The organism is Ruegeria sp. AM7 (genome assembly GCF_056535965.1).
In genome coordinates, this window is the sequence record NZ_JBQFJE010000003.1 from 2,309,485 (window position 1) to 2,322,128 (window position 12,644).

The 12,644-nt window shown below is 59.0% G+C and carries 12 protein-coding genes; 10 read left to right on the forward strand and 2 right to left on the reverse strand.

Features of this window, described 5'->3' with window-relative positions; genetic code table 11:
• The first annotated feature begins 199 nt into the window (after window positions 1-199).
• The 10 genes from xdhA to ACR3EG_RS15545 all read left to right on the forward strand — a co-directional run bounded on the left by xdhA (window position 200) and on the right by ACR3EG_RS15545 (window position 10,879).
• Window positions 200-1,558 carry a xanthine dehydrogenase small subunit gene (gene xdhA, locus ACR3EG_RS15500; protein WP_480496728.1) on the forward strand — a complete coding sequence of 453 codons (1,359 nt, stop codon included), beginning with the start codon at window positions 200-202 and terminating at the stop codon, window positions 1,556-1,558.
• Window positions 1,555-3,957 (forward strand): xanthine dehydrogenase molybdopterin binding subunit, encoded by a 2,403-nt coding sequence (gene xdhB, locus ACR3EG_RS15505; protein WP_480496727.1) that lies wholly within the window; start codon window positions 1,555-1,557, stop codon window positions 3,955-3,957. The genes xdhA and xdhB overlap by 4 nt, the downstream gene beginning before the upstream one ends.
• Complete coding sequence (gene xdhC / locus ACR3EG_RS15510) at window positions 3,957-4,892, forward strand: xanthine dehydrogenase accessory protein XdhC (protein ID WP_480496726.1); 936 nt, start codon at window positions 3,957-3,959, stop codon at window positions 4,890-4,892. Before xdhB ends, xdhC begins: the two co-directional genes overlap by 1 nt.
• Window positions 4,889-6,406 (forward strand): ABC transporter ATP-binding protein, encoded by a 1,518-nt coding sequence (locus ACR3EG_RS15515; RefSeq protein ID WP_480496725.1) that lies wholly within the window; start codon window positions 4,889-4,891, stop codon window positions 6,404-6,406. The genes xdhC and ACR3EG_RS15515 overlap by 4 nt, the downstream gene beginning before the upstream one ends.
• 38 nt (window positions 6,407-6,444) lie before the next feature.
• Complete coding sequence (locus ACR3EG_RS15520; RefSeq protein ID WP_480496724.1) at window positions 6,445-7,527, forward strand: ABC transporter permease; 1,083 nt, start codon at window positions 6,445-6,447, stop codon at window positions 7,525-7,527.
• Complete coding sequence (locus ACR3EG_RS15525; RefSeq protein ID WP_480496723.1) at window positions 7,527-8,447, forward strand: ABC transporter permease; 921 nt, start codon at window positions 7,527-7,529, stop codon at window positions 8,445-8,447. Before ACR3EG_RS15520 ends, ACR3EG_RS15525 begins: the two co-directional genes overlap by 1 nt.
• A 34-nt stretch (window positions 8,448-8,481) precedes the next feature.
• Window positions 8,482-9,555, forward strand: coding sequence for a BMP family ABC transporter substrate-binding protein (locus ACR3EG_RS15530; RefSeq protein ID WP_170352264.1), 1,074 nt, complete (start codon window positions 8,482-8,484; stop codon window positions 9,553-9,555).
• A gap of 202 nt (window positions 9,556-9,757) precedes the next feature.
• A complete protein-coding gene (locus tag ACR3EG_RS15535; RefSeq protein WP_480496722.1) occupies window positions 9,758-10,153 on the forward strand; it encodes a VOC family protein in 396 nt (131 codons plus the stop codon).
• Window positions 10,154-10,179: 26 nt separating this feature from the next.
• Window positions 10,180-10,494, forward strand: coding sequence for a muconolactone Delta-isomerase family protein (locus ACR3EG_RS15540; RefSeq protein ID WP_170352262.1), 315 nt, complete (start codon window positions 10,180-10,182; stop codon window positions 10,492-10,494).
• 16 nt (window positions 10,495-10,510) lie between these two features.
• Complete coding sequence (locus tag ACR3EG_RS15545) at window positions 10,511-10,879, forward strand: ribbon-helix-helix domain-containing protein (protein WP_480496721.1); 369 nt, start codon at window positions 10,511-10,513, stop codon at window positions 10,877-10,879.
• Window positions 10,880-10,919: 40 nt separating this feature from the next.
• Here the strand turns inward: ACR3EG_RS15545 and ACR3EG_RS15550 are convergent, their stop codons facing one another.
• Window positions 10,920-12,152, reverse strand: coding sequence for an HlyD family secretion protein (locus tag ACR3EG_RS15550; RefSeq protein ID WP_480496720.1), 1,233 nt, complete (start codon window positions 12,150-12,152; stop codon window positions 10,920-10,922).
• Between the two features lie 3 nt (window positions 12,153-12,155).
• Complete coding sequence (locus ACR3EG_RS15555; protein WP_348539078.1) at window positions 12,156-12,548, reverse strand: hypothetical protein; 393 nt, start codon at window positions 12,546-12,548, stop codon at window positions 12,156-12,158.
• Between the last annotated feature and the right edge of the window lie 96 nt (window positions 12,549-12,644).

The following is a 12,644-nucleotide window of genomic DNA, read 5'->3' on the forward strand; positions in this document are numbered from 1 at the left end:
TCAAAGCTCTGTGCGGTAGACGCCAATTTCAAATTCATCGCCGTCCGGTGTAATGGTACATCCCACAGGCAGTTTTTCTTGCCAGATCGGGTGAGCTATTTCTAACATCTGACGGCAAGCTATTCGCCCGCCACTCTTTCTACGTCGCATCGAAGGAGGGCCGCAGGGGCGCAACCGGGTAAGGCGACGGGTTTCACGCATGAACATCACGTTTCTTCTGAACGGAGAGACAGTGGAGCTGTCGGATATCGATCCGACCGCCACCCTGCTGGACTGGCTGCGCGAGGATCGCGGCCTGACCGGCACCAAGGAAGGCTGCAACGAAGGCGACTGCGGCGCTTGCACCGTGATGGTAACAGATGAGGGCGGTGCCAAGGCTTTGAACGCTTGCATCCTGTTCCTGCCCCAGTTGCACGGTAAGGCCGTGCGCACCGCCGAAGGCGCAAGCGGTCCGAATGGCGAGGCGCACCCTGTGCAGCAGGCGATGGTCGATCTGCACGGATCGCAATGCGGTTTCTGCACACCGGGCTTCGTCATGTCGATGGTCGCCAGCCACGCGAATGGCGCGACCGACCATGACACCCAACTGGCCGGGAACCTGTGCCGCTGCACGGGCTATGCCCCGATCATCCGCGCTGCCACGGCTATCGAGGCAATGCCTGTACCAGTCTGGGTCAAGGACGCGCCCGTGGATGCCGCTGCCCAACCAATGCTGCCCACGTCGTCGGACGAACTGGCTGCTATCTACGCAGATCACCCGGAGGCCACCTTGATTGCCGGAGCGACCGATGTGGGCCTCTGGGTCACCAAACAGCTGCGCGATCTGGACCCGGTGATTTTCCTGAACCGCTGCGACGACCTCAAGAACATCACTATAACCGAGGGTGAGATCCGCTTCGGGGCCATGGTCGACATGAACCAGATGGGCGCGGCGCTGGCCGATCTCCACCCGTCATACGCCGAAATGATCCGCCGCTATGCCAGCGTGCAGGTTCGCCACGCCGCCACCGTGGGCGGCAATATCGCCAACGGCTCCCCCATCGGAGACAACCCGCCCGCGTTGATCGCCCTTGGTGCAACTCTGCACTTGCGCAAAGGCAATACGCGCCGTCAGATCCTGCTAGAAGATTTCTTCCTCGACTACGGCAAACAGGACCGCGCGCCCGGCGAATTTGTCGAGGCCGTCAGCTTCGCACGCCAACCCGATCACCTGAAATGCTACAAGCTCAGCAAGCGGTTCGATCAGGATATCTCAGCCGTGTGTGGCTGCTTCAACATCACCGTCACGGACGGCCTCGTTAGCCAGGCGCGCATTGCGTTTGGCGGCATGGCGGGCATTCCGAAGCGGGCCACCCATGTCGAGGCCGCATTGATCGGCAAACCCTGGACCGCTGCGACCATTCAGGCCGCGCTGCCCACCTTTGCTGACGATTACCAACCACTCACGGATATGCGCGCCTCGGCCACCTATCGTCTGGAAACCGCCAAGGCGATGCTGGAGCGGTATTTCCTCGAAGATCAAGGCGAAGTGACCGACGTACTGAAGGTGACGGCATGAGCGTGACCAAACCCCTCCCCCATGACGCAGCCCCGCTGCATGTCGCAGGCGTTGCGCGATACGTGGATGATATCCCAACGCCCAAAGGCACGCTGCATCTGGCCTTTGGCCTCAGCCCGATTGCCAAGGGCACGATCACCGCGATGGACCTGTCGGCGGTGAAAGCCGCCGAGGGTGTGGTGCAGGTGATGACGGCGGATGACCTGCCCTTTGCCAATGATGTCTCGCCCTCGATCCATGATGAGCCGTTGCTGTCGGACGGCACGGTCCATTATATCGGCCAGCCGGTGTTTCTGGTGGTGGCGACCAGCCATCTGGCCGCCCGCAAGGCCGCACGGCTGGGCAAAATCGACTATGCCGAAGACACGCCGATCCTGACCATCGAAGAGGCGCTGGCCGCCGACAGCCGGTTCGAGGACGGCCCGCGCATCTATACAAAGGGCGACGCGGAGGCTGCGATTGCCAGGGCGTCCCACGTGATCGAAGGCAGTTTTGAACTGGGCGGGCAGGAACATTTCTATCTGGAAGGCCAAGCCGCTTTGGCCGTGCCCAATGAAGGCGCGGACATGCTGGTCCACAGTTCGACCCAGCACCCGACCGAGATTCAGCACAAAGTAGCTGATGCTTTGGGCGTTCCCATGCACGCAGTGCGGGTCGAAACCCGTCGGATGGGCGGAGGGTTCGGCGGCAAGGAAAGTCAGGGCAACGCTCTGGCGGTAGCTTGCGCCATCGCCGCCCGCGCCACCGGCAAGGCCTGCAAGATGCGATACGACCGCGATGATGACATGATCATCACCGGCAAGCGCCACGCCTTCCGTATCGCCTATAAAGCCGGGTTTGATGAGAACGGCCATGTTCAAGGTGTCTCGTTCCATCACTACGTCATATGCGGTTGGGCGCAGGACCTGTCGCTGCCTGTCGCAGACCGCGCGATGCTGCACTCGGACAACGCCTATCTGCTGCCGAATGCCCGGATCGAAAGCCATCGCCTGAAGACCAACACCCAATCTGCGACTGCCTACCGCGGGTTCGGCGGGCCGCAGGGCATGGTCGGGATCGAACGTGTCATGGACCACGCCGCGCATTCGCTTGGGCTGGACCCGGTCGAACTGCGCCGCCGCAACTACTATGAGCCCGCGCACAAAGTGGCCGATCAGCCGCTGCACGAGAAACCACTGGGTCATCCCGACCCGCACGAAGACCTGACTAGCCGGGGTGCTGTGGAAACCGGGAATGCCCCCGTGCGCCCCCTGCCTGCCGGAGGCAACACCACGCCCTACGGCATGGAGGTCAGCGATTTCGAGCTGCACGGCATGACCGAAGCGCTGCTGAAGTCCAGCGACTATGCCACGCGGAAGGCCGCCATCGCCAAGTGGAACGCAAAGAACCGGGTGATCAAGAAGGGTATCGCCTTCTCTCCGGTCAAGTTCGGGATTTCCTTCACCCTGACCCACCTGAATCAGGCGGGCGCGCTGGTGCATGTGTATCAGGACGGCTCGGTCCATCTTAACCATGGCGGGACCGAGATGGGACAAGGCCTGTTCCAGAAGGTCGCGCAGGTGGCCGCGTCGCGGTTCGGCATCCCGTTAGAGATGGTCAAGATCACCGCCACCGATACCGCCAAAGTGCCGAATACCTCGGCCACGGCAGCGTCCTCGGGCAGCGATCTGAACGGGATGGCTGTGAAAGCCGCCTGTGACACGATCCGCGACCGGATGACGGACTATCTGGCCGAACGGCACCAGGCCGATCCCGCGACTGTGACCTTCACGGATGGGCATGTCTTAGTTGGCGAGGAACGCTATACCTTCGCCGAAGCCGCCGCTCTGGCCTATCAGGGCCGCATCAGCCTGTCGGCGACCGGCTTCTACAAAACGCCCAAGATCGAATGGGACCGGATCGCAGGCAGGGGGCGACCTTTCTTTTACTTTGCCTACGGCGCGTCTGTCACCGAGGTCGCGGTGGACACGCTGACCGGCGAAAACCGCATTCTGCGCACCGATATTCTGCATGATGCGGGGGCCTCGCTGAACCCCGCGCTGGATATCGGGCAGGTCGAAGGCGGCTATGTGCAAGGCGCGGGCTGGCTGACGACCGAGGAACTGGTCTGGGACGGCAAGGGCAACCTGCGCACCCATGCGCCGTCGACCTATAAAATTCCCGCCTGTTCCGACCGGCCCGATATCTTCAACGTTTCGCTGTGGGGCGGCGAGAACCGCGAGGACACGATCTATCGGTCAAAAGCGGTTGGTGAACCGCCCTTTATGCTAGGTATTTCTGCGTGGTTAGCCCTGTCGAACGCAGTGGCGGCCAGCGGGGACGGTTACCCGGCCCTGAACGCGCCCGCCACGGCAGAGGAACTCTGGCACGGTGTCCAGCGCATGAAAGGCGGCAGCTGATGGGATTTGACCTTGAAGCTCTGCGAGAGGCGGTCAAAACCCACGGGCGCGTGACCCGCGTGGTCATCGCTGCCATCAAAGGCTCGTCCCCGCGCGAGGTCGGCGCCGCCATGCTGGTTTGGGCGGACGGCCAGTCCGGCACGATCGGTGGCGGTACGCTGGAGCATCAGGCGGCGCTCGCCGCACGGGCGCAGTCCGCCCCAATGCGACTGACCCACCATGCGCTTGGCCCCGATATGGGCCAATGCTGCGGAGGGGCGGTCTCGCTTTTGAGCGAGGTTTACGACCAACACGCGTTGGATGCGCTGGATGAGACAGTCATCGCACGTGCCCCATCAGGCGGCGATATGCCCCTTTCGGTCAAGCGCCTGCTGGCCGCAGCCCGCGCGCAGGGCATCGCGCCCGAGCCGCAATTGATCGACGGCTGGATGGTCGAACCCGTTCACAAACCGACCCGGCAGCTATGGATTTGGGGCGCAGGCCATGTGGGGCGGGCGCTGGTTGATGTGCTGTCGCCCCTGCCCGATCTTGCAATCACATGGGTCGATACCGGCCCTGAACGCTTTCCGACTCAGATCCCGACCAGTGTCACCCCGTTTCCAACGCCCAAACCCACCGCTCTAGTCCGGCACGCCCCACCCGATGCCGAGCATCTTGTGCTTACTTATTCACATAATCTGGACCTGGAACTGTGTAATCGCCTTTTGACGCATGGTTTTGGCTTTGCTGGCCTCATCGGCTCGGCTACGAAATGGGCGCGATTCCGGTCGCGGCTGACAGCCCTTGGCCATTCCCCCGAACGGATCAGGCAGATCACCTGCCCGATTGGCGATCCCGGTCTGGGCAAACACCCGCAGATGATCGCCATTGGCGTCGCCGCGCAACTACTGCGCCCGGCTTGGCAGAACGAACTGAAGAAGGACCAGAGCGCGTGACCACTCCACTTTTAAGTCTGCAAGGGCTGACCAAGGCTTATCCCGGCGTCGTGGCCAATGATCAGGTGTCCTTTGATATCGGCGAAGGCGAAGTACACGCCCTGTTGGGCGAAAACGGCGCGGGCAAGTCCACGCTGGTCAAGATGATCTATGGGCTGGTGAAACCCGACAGCGGCACCATGCTGCTGCGCGGCCAGCCTTTTGCTCCGGCGGAACCCCGCGCGGCGCGGGCCGACGGGATCGCGATGGTGTTCCAACATTTCTCGCTGTTTGACGCGTTGAACGTGGCCGAAAACATCGCGCTGGGGATGGAAAACCCGCCCAAGATGAGCGATCTGGCCACGCGTATCCGCGAAGTCTCCGAGACCTATGGCTTACCGCTGGACCCGTATCGCACCGTCGGCGACCTGTCGGCAGGTGAACGCCAGCGAGTTGAGATCATCCGCTGTCTGCTGCAGGACCCCAAGCTGCTGATCATGGACGAACCCACCAGCGTATTGACCCCGCAAGAGGTCGAAATCCTGTTTGAAACGCTGAACAAATTGCGGGCCGAAGGCACCTCAATCCTGTATATCTCTCATAAGTTGGAAGAAATCCGCACACTTTGTGACCACGCCACAATTCTGCGTCTGGGAAAGAATGTGGGCGAATGCGTACCGGCCGAGACATCAGCGCGGGACATGGCCGAGATGATGGTCGGCTCGACCCTGCAAACGCCCGAACGGTCGGGGCGTGACTTCGGAGAAGTCGCGCTGGATGTCAGCGGGCTATCTGTGCCTTCGCCGTCCGAGTTCGGCACTGCGCTGCGCAACGTTCATATGATAGTCCGCAAGGGCGAGGTTCTGGGCATCGGCGGTGTCGCAGGCAACGGGCAAGATGAATTACTGGGCGTTCTGTCGGGCGAAATCACCACCGCAGCTGATGCGATCAAGTTCAACGGTCAGCCCATCGGCTTGCTAGGGCCAACTACGCGTCGCAAACTGGGCGTTCTAACCGCGCCCGAGGAACGTCTGGGTCATGCGGCAGCACCGGACATGAGCCTTACGGAAAATGCCTTACTGACTGGATCGGTTCGGGAAGGTCTAGAAAACAATGGCTTCCTGAAATGGGCCGAGACCAAAAGTTTCGCTGAAAAGATCATCAGCGCCTTCGACGTGCGCACGCCAGGCCCGGAAAACGCCGCGCGCTCGTTGTCCGGCGGCAATCTGCAGAAATTCGTGATTGGGCGCGAGGTGCTACAAAACCCGGATGTGCTAGTGGTGAATCAACCGACTTGGGGCGTGGACGCGGCAGCTGCGGCGTCGATCCGGCAGGCCATTCTGGATTTAGCAGCCAAGGGCACGGCGGTTGTCTGTATCAGTCAGGATTTGGATGAACTGATGGAGATTTCCGACAGTTTCGCCGCCCTCAACGAAGGTCGCCTCAGCGCGCCTCGACCAACTACGGGCCTTACCGTGGATGAGATAGGCCTAATGATGGGCGGCGCGCATGGCATGGAGGTAGCCCATGTCTAAGCTATTACAGAAAAATACGAAAACAGGGGTATGAGCGGATGATTGTGTTGGAGAAACGGCCACAGCCGTCCAAGGCGTGGTCTTATGCCACCCCTTTGGTCGCGGTGTTGGCGACAATGGTATTCGGAGGGCTGCTGTTCGCCATTCTGGGGAAGAACCCGGTCGAGGCCATCGGCACCATTTTCTGGGAACCCCTGTTCGGTGAGTTTGCATTCTATTACCGCCCGCAGCTGCTGGTGAAAGGGGCGCCTTTGGTGCTGATCGCCATTGGTCTGTCGCTGGGTTTCCGTGCCGGCATATGGAATATCGGGGCCGAGGGGCAGTATATCATGGGCGCCATATTTGGGGCCGGTGCGGGTCTCGCCTTTTACCCTCTGGACGCGTTTTACATTTTTCCGATCATGGTAATCGCGGGGGCATTCGGTGGCTGGCTCTGGGCGATGATCCCGGCCTTTCTGAAGGTTCGCTTTGGCACCAACGAAATCCTTGTTTCTCTGATGCTGGTCTACGTTGCCGAGCAGATGCTGGCTTCGATGTCGCTTGGCTTGTTGAAAAACCCCGAGGGGTTTGGCTTTCCCGGATCGCGTAATCTGCAATCCTATGACAGTGCGCATAATGCCGAGTTGATCGCGGGATCTGGGATGCACTGGGGCGTCGTGACAGCCCTCATCGCAGTGATCTTTTCCTATGTCCTTCTGAACCGGCACATGCTGGGCTTTCACATCCGTTTGACCGGTGAAGCTCCGCGCGCTGCGAAGTTTGCCGGTGTGAACCCAGCCCGTCTGATCCTGTTTTGTCTGGGCCTGTCCGGCGCTCTGGCCGGTCTGGCGGGGATGTTCGAGGTCTCAGGCCCGTCGGGCGTGGTTAGCATCGACTTCAACGTGGGATATGGCTTTACCGCGATCATTGTAGCCTTCCTTGGCCGCCTGCACCCGGTGGGTATCCTGTTGGCCGGCGGCTTGATGGCGCTGACCTATATCGGCGGTGAAATCGCGCAGTCTCAGTTGGGCCTGCCCGCCGCTGCAATTCAGGTGTTCCAGGGGATGCTTCTGTTCTTCCTGCTGGCTTTCGATCTTCTGACAAACTACCGCATCCGTGCGGCACGTAGCGAGGTGGCGTAATGGACCTTGGTGAAATTAACCCCGTCCTTCTGGTCGCCTCTTTGATGGTGGCCGCAACCCCCCTGCTGCTGGCCGCGATCGGAGAGCTGGTTGTTGAAAAAGCAGGCGTTTTGAACCTTGGCGTCGAGGGCATGATGATCGTCGGCGCGATCAGTGGCTTTGCGATCTCGGTCGAGACCGGGTCACCTTGGCTGGGCTTTATCGCGGCAGCCATTGGCGGCGCGGTTCTGTCATTGTTGTTTGTGGTGCTGACACAGGTGGCCTTGGCCAACCAGGTCGCCAGCGGTCTTGCCCTGACCCTGTTCGGACTCGGCTTTAGCGCTCTGATGGGGCAAAGCTATGTAGGCGGCAAACCCCCGAGCATGGGAGATATCCATATCCCGGTGATCAGCGATATTCCGGTGATCGGTCCTATCCTGTTCCAGCATGACCCTATCCTTTATGTCGGCATCGCTTTGACTGCAGCGGTTTGGGCTACGCTAAAGTACACTCGCGTAGGTCTGATCCTGCGCGCGGTCGGGGAAAACCACGATGCCGCGCACGCGCTTGGCTACAAGGTCATCAAGATTCGCGTCATGGCGATCCTGTTCGGCGGAGCCTGTGCGGGCCTGGGCGGAGCCTACATCAGCCTGATCCGCGTGCCCCAATGGACCGAGGGCATGACCTCCGGGGTTGGCTGGATCGCCCTTGCACTGGTGGTGTTCGCCAGTTGGAAGCCGTGGCGTGCGTTGCTGGGTGCCTACTTGTTCGGCGGTATCACCGTTTTGCAGCTCAATTTGCAGGCGGCGGGCGTTGCCATTCCGGTCGAGTATCTGGCAATGTCGCCCTACATCATCACGATCCTTGTGCTTGTGATCCTTTCGGCCGACAAGAGCAGCGCACCTGCCTCACTGGGCCGGACCTTCCATGCCTCGCACTAGACGGGGCCAACTGAACCAACTTGGGGAGTACCACATGAAATTCACTACACTTTTGGCAAGCGCCGCCATGGCGCTCGGGCTGGCTTCGGGAGCGATGGCCGACGAAAAGACAAAGGTCGGCTTCGTATACGTTGGCCCAGTCGGCGATGGCGGCTGGACCTACGAACACAACAAAGGTCGTCTGGCCGTTGAAGAAGAGTTTGGCGACAAGGTTGAAACCGTTTTTGTCGAGTCCGTCCCAGAAGGCCCCGACGCCGAGCGCGTAATGACGCAGATGGCGCTGGAAGGCGCAGACCTGATCTTTACCACCTCGTTTGGTTACATGGACCCGACCATCAACGTTGCCAAGAAATTCCCGAACGTGAAGTTCGAGCACGCGACCGGCTATAAAACCGCCGAAAACGTCTCGGTCTATTCGGCGCGTTTCTACGAAGGCCGCGCGGTTCAGGGTCACATAGCGGGTAAGATGACCAAATCGAACATTATCGGCTATATTGGATCCTACCCGATCCCTGAAGTGATCCGCGGCATCAACTCGGCCTATCTGCACGCCAAAGCCGTAAATCCGGATGTCGAGTTCAAGATCATCTGGGCCTACACCTGGTTTGACCCCGCGAAAGAAGCTGACGCCGCCACCGTTCTGATCGAACAGGGCGCTGACGTGATCCTGCAGCACACTGACTCGACCGCACCGCAGGCCGCGGCACAAGAAGCGGGCAACGTGGTCACCTTCGGTCAGGCATCTGACATGAGCGAATACGCCCCCTTCCCGCGCGTGTCGTCAATCATTGATGACTGGGCACCTTACTACATCGCACGGACCAAGGCTGTGATGGACGGCACATGGGAAAGCGCGAACACCTGGGACGGTATCCGCGAAGGCATGGTCGCTATCGGCGAGATTTCCGACGCGGTACCTGCTGATGTCAAGGAAGAGGCGCTGGCTTTGAAAGCCGCAATGGCTGCAGGTGAATACCACCCCTTCACCGGCCCGATCAAAAAGCAGGACGGTAGCGACTGGCTGGCAGACGGCGAAACAGCCGATGACGGTACCCTGGCTGGCATGAACTTCTACGTTGAAGGGCTGGAAGGCGAAATTCCGCAGTAAACCAGTATCTCAGCTAATACTTGTAAGGCCCGCAGAGTTTGCGGGCCTTTTTTCTTGGTCTGCTTTTGCGTGTACCTTGGCCTTGATGGCGGCAACCATCAACCGAGTTGCACGCCTTCCCCAGCAAAAATTCAGGGTTGTATTAGTCCTATAATACCACTTCGCGTTCTCTGCCCGGTACAAAGCCGCAGGAGGTGCGCAGATGGCAAAACTTGCACACAGCATGATCCGGGTTATCGATGAAGGCCGGGCCGTGGCGTTTTATAAGACAGCTTTTGATCTGAAGGTTAAGGATCGGCTCGACTTTGAGAGCTTTACCCTGATCTACATGATTTCGGAAGGTTCCGATTTCGAGCTAGAACTGACCATAAACAAAGATCGTAGTGAACCTTATGATCTGGGTAATGGATACGGTCACATCGCCTTTGTCGTCGATGACCTGGACGCCATGCATGGTCACATCCGTGATCTAGGAGCCTATCCCAAAGACATCGTGGATTTCCGTCCCGGAGGAACGCGCGTAGCGCGGTTTTTCTTTGTGTCGGACCCCGACGGTTATCAAATCGAAGTGATCGAAAAAGGTGGTCGCTTTATCTGAACGCGTCAAAAAACTCGGAGGAAAACATGCTTTATCAACTGAATTTCAACGTTGAATACGATGCTACGATGGCCCAGCAAGGTCTGCTGGGTGTCTGGGCAGAAGAGGCCGAAGCCGCCTTGGGCGCGAAGTCGGCGGGCGTCGTCAAAGACTTGTGGAAGGTTGTCGGTGAACGCAAAGTGACGGCGATCGTCGATGTCGAAGATCCAGATACTCTGGACAGGATTCTGTTCGATCTGCCCATCATGCAGAAAATGGGTCATCATGTTAAGGTCGAGGTGAAGTCATTGCGTCGATACGAAGACTTCGCGGCCGACGTCAAAGAGCGGCTGGGACGCTGAAGCGAAGGGGAAGCCAATGTGCCAGTTGTTTATCGATGCCGATCCGGCGCTTTGGGCTTCTCACACCCGTTCATTCCGAATGGAAGGTATGGTCACCAGCGTGCGCCTGGAAGAGCTCTTCTGGCGTACGCTTGAAACCGTCAGCGAGAGGGATGAGCTTACCGTGCCCCAACTGTTGCACAGGCTATACAATGAAAGCCTGGATGCAGGGCATGATGTAGGTAATTTTACGTCATTCTTGCGGGTCTGTTGTTTGCGGTATCTTGATTTGCAACTACGCGGCCTGATCCCGCTTGAAGCACACGTCAACCTGTCTTTGCTTCCTGCCCAAGATATTCTGTCACTTGAACGAAAGACCCGCGCCGAGAACGCCCCAAAACTATGATGTTTTGGGGCGTCTCTGTAACCATGTAGCTAATTTGTCGTTAATGCCCGCTCAGAACCAGCGTGTTCACAGGCATCAGGATCAACCGCAAGCGCAGACCCGCTGCGTGCACCACACCGATCGTATCGACCACGTGCAAGAACGCTGCATGCCAGAAGCCCAGATCTTCATGCTCCAGCCTCTCGTGATTGCTGGTGTAGACATTTGCCAAACAGTTGCTGCCCGGAGGGATGTCGTCAGCCATGCCTTTGTAGAGCGGTTCCATGTAAACAAGGATCGAGCCAGGGTAGGTGTTGGCCTGCACGTCACGCAATTCATCGGATGGACGGATTTGTCCCGAAGGGATTACATCCTGCACCTCCACCACAACCATTGGAATAACGGTGAAGGGTTTGGTCATACAGCCAAGTTCACCGACCATGCCCGGTTTGATGACTTGTGCCGACATCTGGTTGAAGGCCGCCTGAAACCGGTCATGACCTGAATGCGACGGCACCAGAATGCCCGCAGGGCGCAACAAGGGGCTTACGAAATCGCCGACTTGCAAGCCGAATTGCTCGACCCGGCCTGTCACACCTGCGGCAACAACGGTCTTGTCCAGCTCGGTCAGGGCCGCGTCCAGTTGCGCGTTCGCACTGGCAAGCTGTGCCGGGATAAGCTCTTCGATCTGTTGAACAACAGCGGCTCGTTTCGCCTCTGCAGCTACAAGTTTGGCTTCGCGTTCAGCGACGATGTTTTCCAGCCGGTCAATCTCGGCCAGACGCACGGCGCTGGACCCTTCGTCGCGCAGAGTCGTGTTACGCTCAAGGTCCTCAATCGCCTGATCCAGCGAGGCCTTGGCGCCTGCAATTCCGGCAGTCGCTTCGGCCAGATCGGTCTCGGCCACTTTCAACGAGGCCTGAACCTGCGCGATCTGCGCATGGGCAGCCTCGACCATTGCCGTTTGGGTGAAATCTTCCATTCGGAAAATGGGCTGCCCAGCAACAACCAGCTGGTTGTTGGTCACATAAACCTCGGCGACGCGTCCACCCAATTGCGGCAGGATTGTCACCGTACGAAAGTAAGACGCTGCTGTCTTGCTGGCAGGGTGAAAATAGAACAGCGTAGTGATCACGGTCAGCGCCAGAATGGCGCAGGTGGTCAGACCCCAGCGCAGCTCATACCACATGGTGAACAGAGTGATCTCGTGCCCGATCCGTTTGCCTTGGACAAAGCGGCGGAACAGGTAATCCGGTAGCACCGTGACCAGTGCACACATCAGCGTTTCAAGCATATCTTATTGCTCCTGATGTTCGGGCGACGGGGGCACGGGTGGATCCTGACGCTGCGGACCCAAAGATCGGATCGCATCGGCAATCGCACGCAATGGCGCACCTACGTCGGGGAATTGAAAACCGGCGACCAAAATGGCGGCAATCCAGAACAAGCCGTTATGAGTAAACAAGGCCAGCAGGGCAAGAATACCAACCAGTTGAAACTGGGGATGATTGGATTCGTGTGCAATTTTTTCCGGAATCGAATGCAGTGTGAAATACCCCACACCGATCAAGATGATCACGCCGACCGTAAACACGAACATGAATGTCAAAAGATAATCACTGCCATCCGCCTGGACCACGTAGTGGGGAATATGTCCCGTGGCCATTGGGTGTAAATCTGCGGCTGTCACCCTGCCCTCCTATAATTGTATATGACGTGTTTGGATGGGTTGATGCCCAAATTCAAGCCTGCTTAGTATGCGCTGCGCGGCTTGCCTCGTCTGTGC

Coding starts and splice junctions, on each gene's coding strand:
- xdhA (WP_480496728.1), top strand. CDS start 200: ATGAACATCACGTTTCTTCTGAACGGAGAGACAGTGGAGCTGTCGGAT.
- xdhB (WP_480496727.1), top strand. CDS start 1,555: ATGAGCGTGACCAAACCCCTCCCCCATGACGCAGCCCCGCTGCATGTC.
- xdhC (WP_480496726.1), top strand. CDS start 3,957: ATGGGATTTGACCTTGAAGCTCTGCGAGAGGCGGTCAAAACCCACGGG.
- ACR3EG_RS15520 (WP_480496724.1), top strand. CDS start 6,445: ATGATTGTGTTGGAGAAACGGCCACAGCCGTCCAAGGCGTGGTCTTAT.
- ACR3EG_RS15525 (WP_480496723.1), top strand. CDS start 7,527: ATGGACCTTGGTGAAATTAACCCCGTCCTTCTGGTCGCCTCTTTGATG.
- ACR3EG_RS15530 (WP_170352264.1), top strand. CDS start 8,482: ATGAAATTCACTACACTTTTGGCAAGCGCCGCCATGGCGCTCGGGCTG.
- ACR3EG_RS15535 (WP_480496722.1), top strand. CDS start 9,758: ATGGCAAAACTTGCACACAGCATGATCCGGGTTATCGATGAAGGCCGG.
- ACR3EG_RS15540 (WP_170352262.1), top strand. CDS start 10,180: ATGCTTTATCAACTGAATTTCAACGTTGAATACGATGCTACGATGGCC.
- ACR3EG_RS15545 (WP_480496721.1), top strand. CDS start 10,511: ATGTGCCAGTTGTTTATCGATGCCGATCCGGCGCTTTGGGCTTCTCAC.
- ACR3EG_RS15550 (WP_480496720.1), bottom strand. CDS start 12,152: ATGCTTGAAACGCTGATGTGTGCACTGGTCACGGTGCTACCGGATTAC.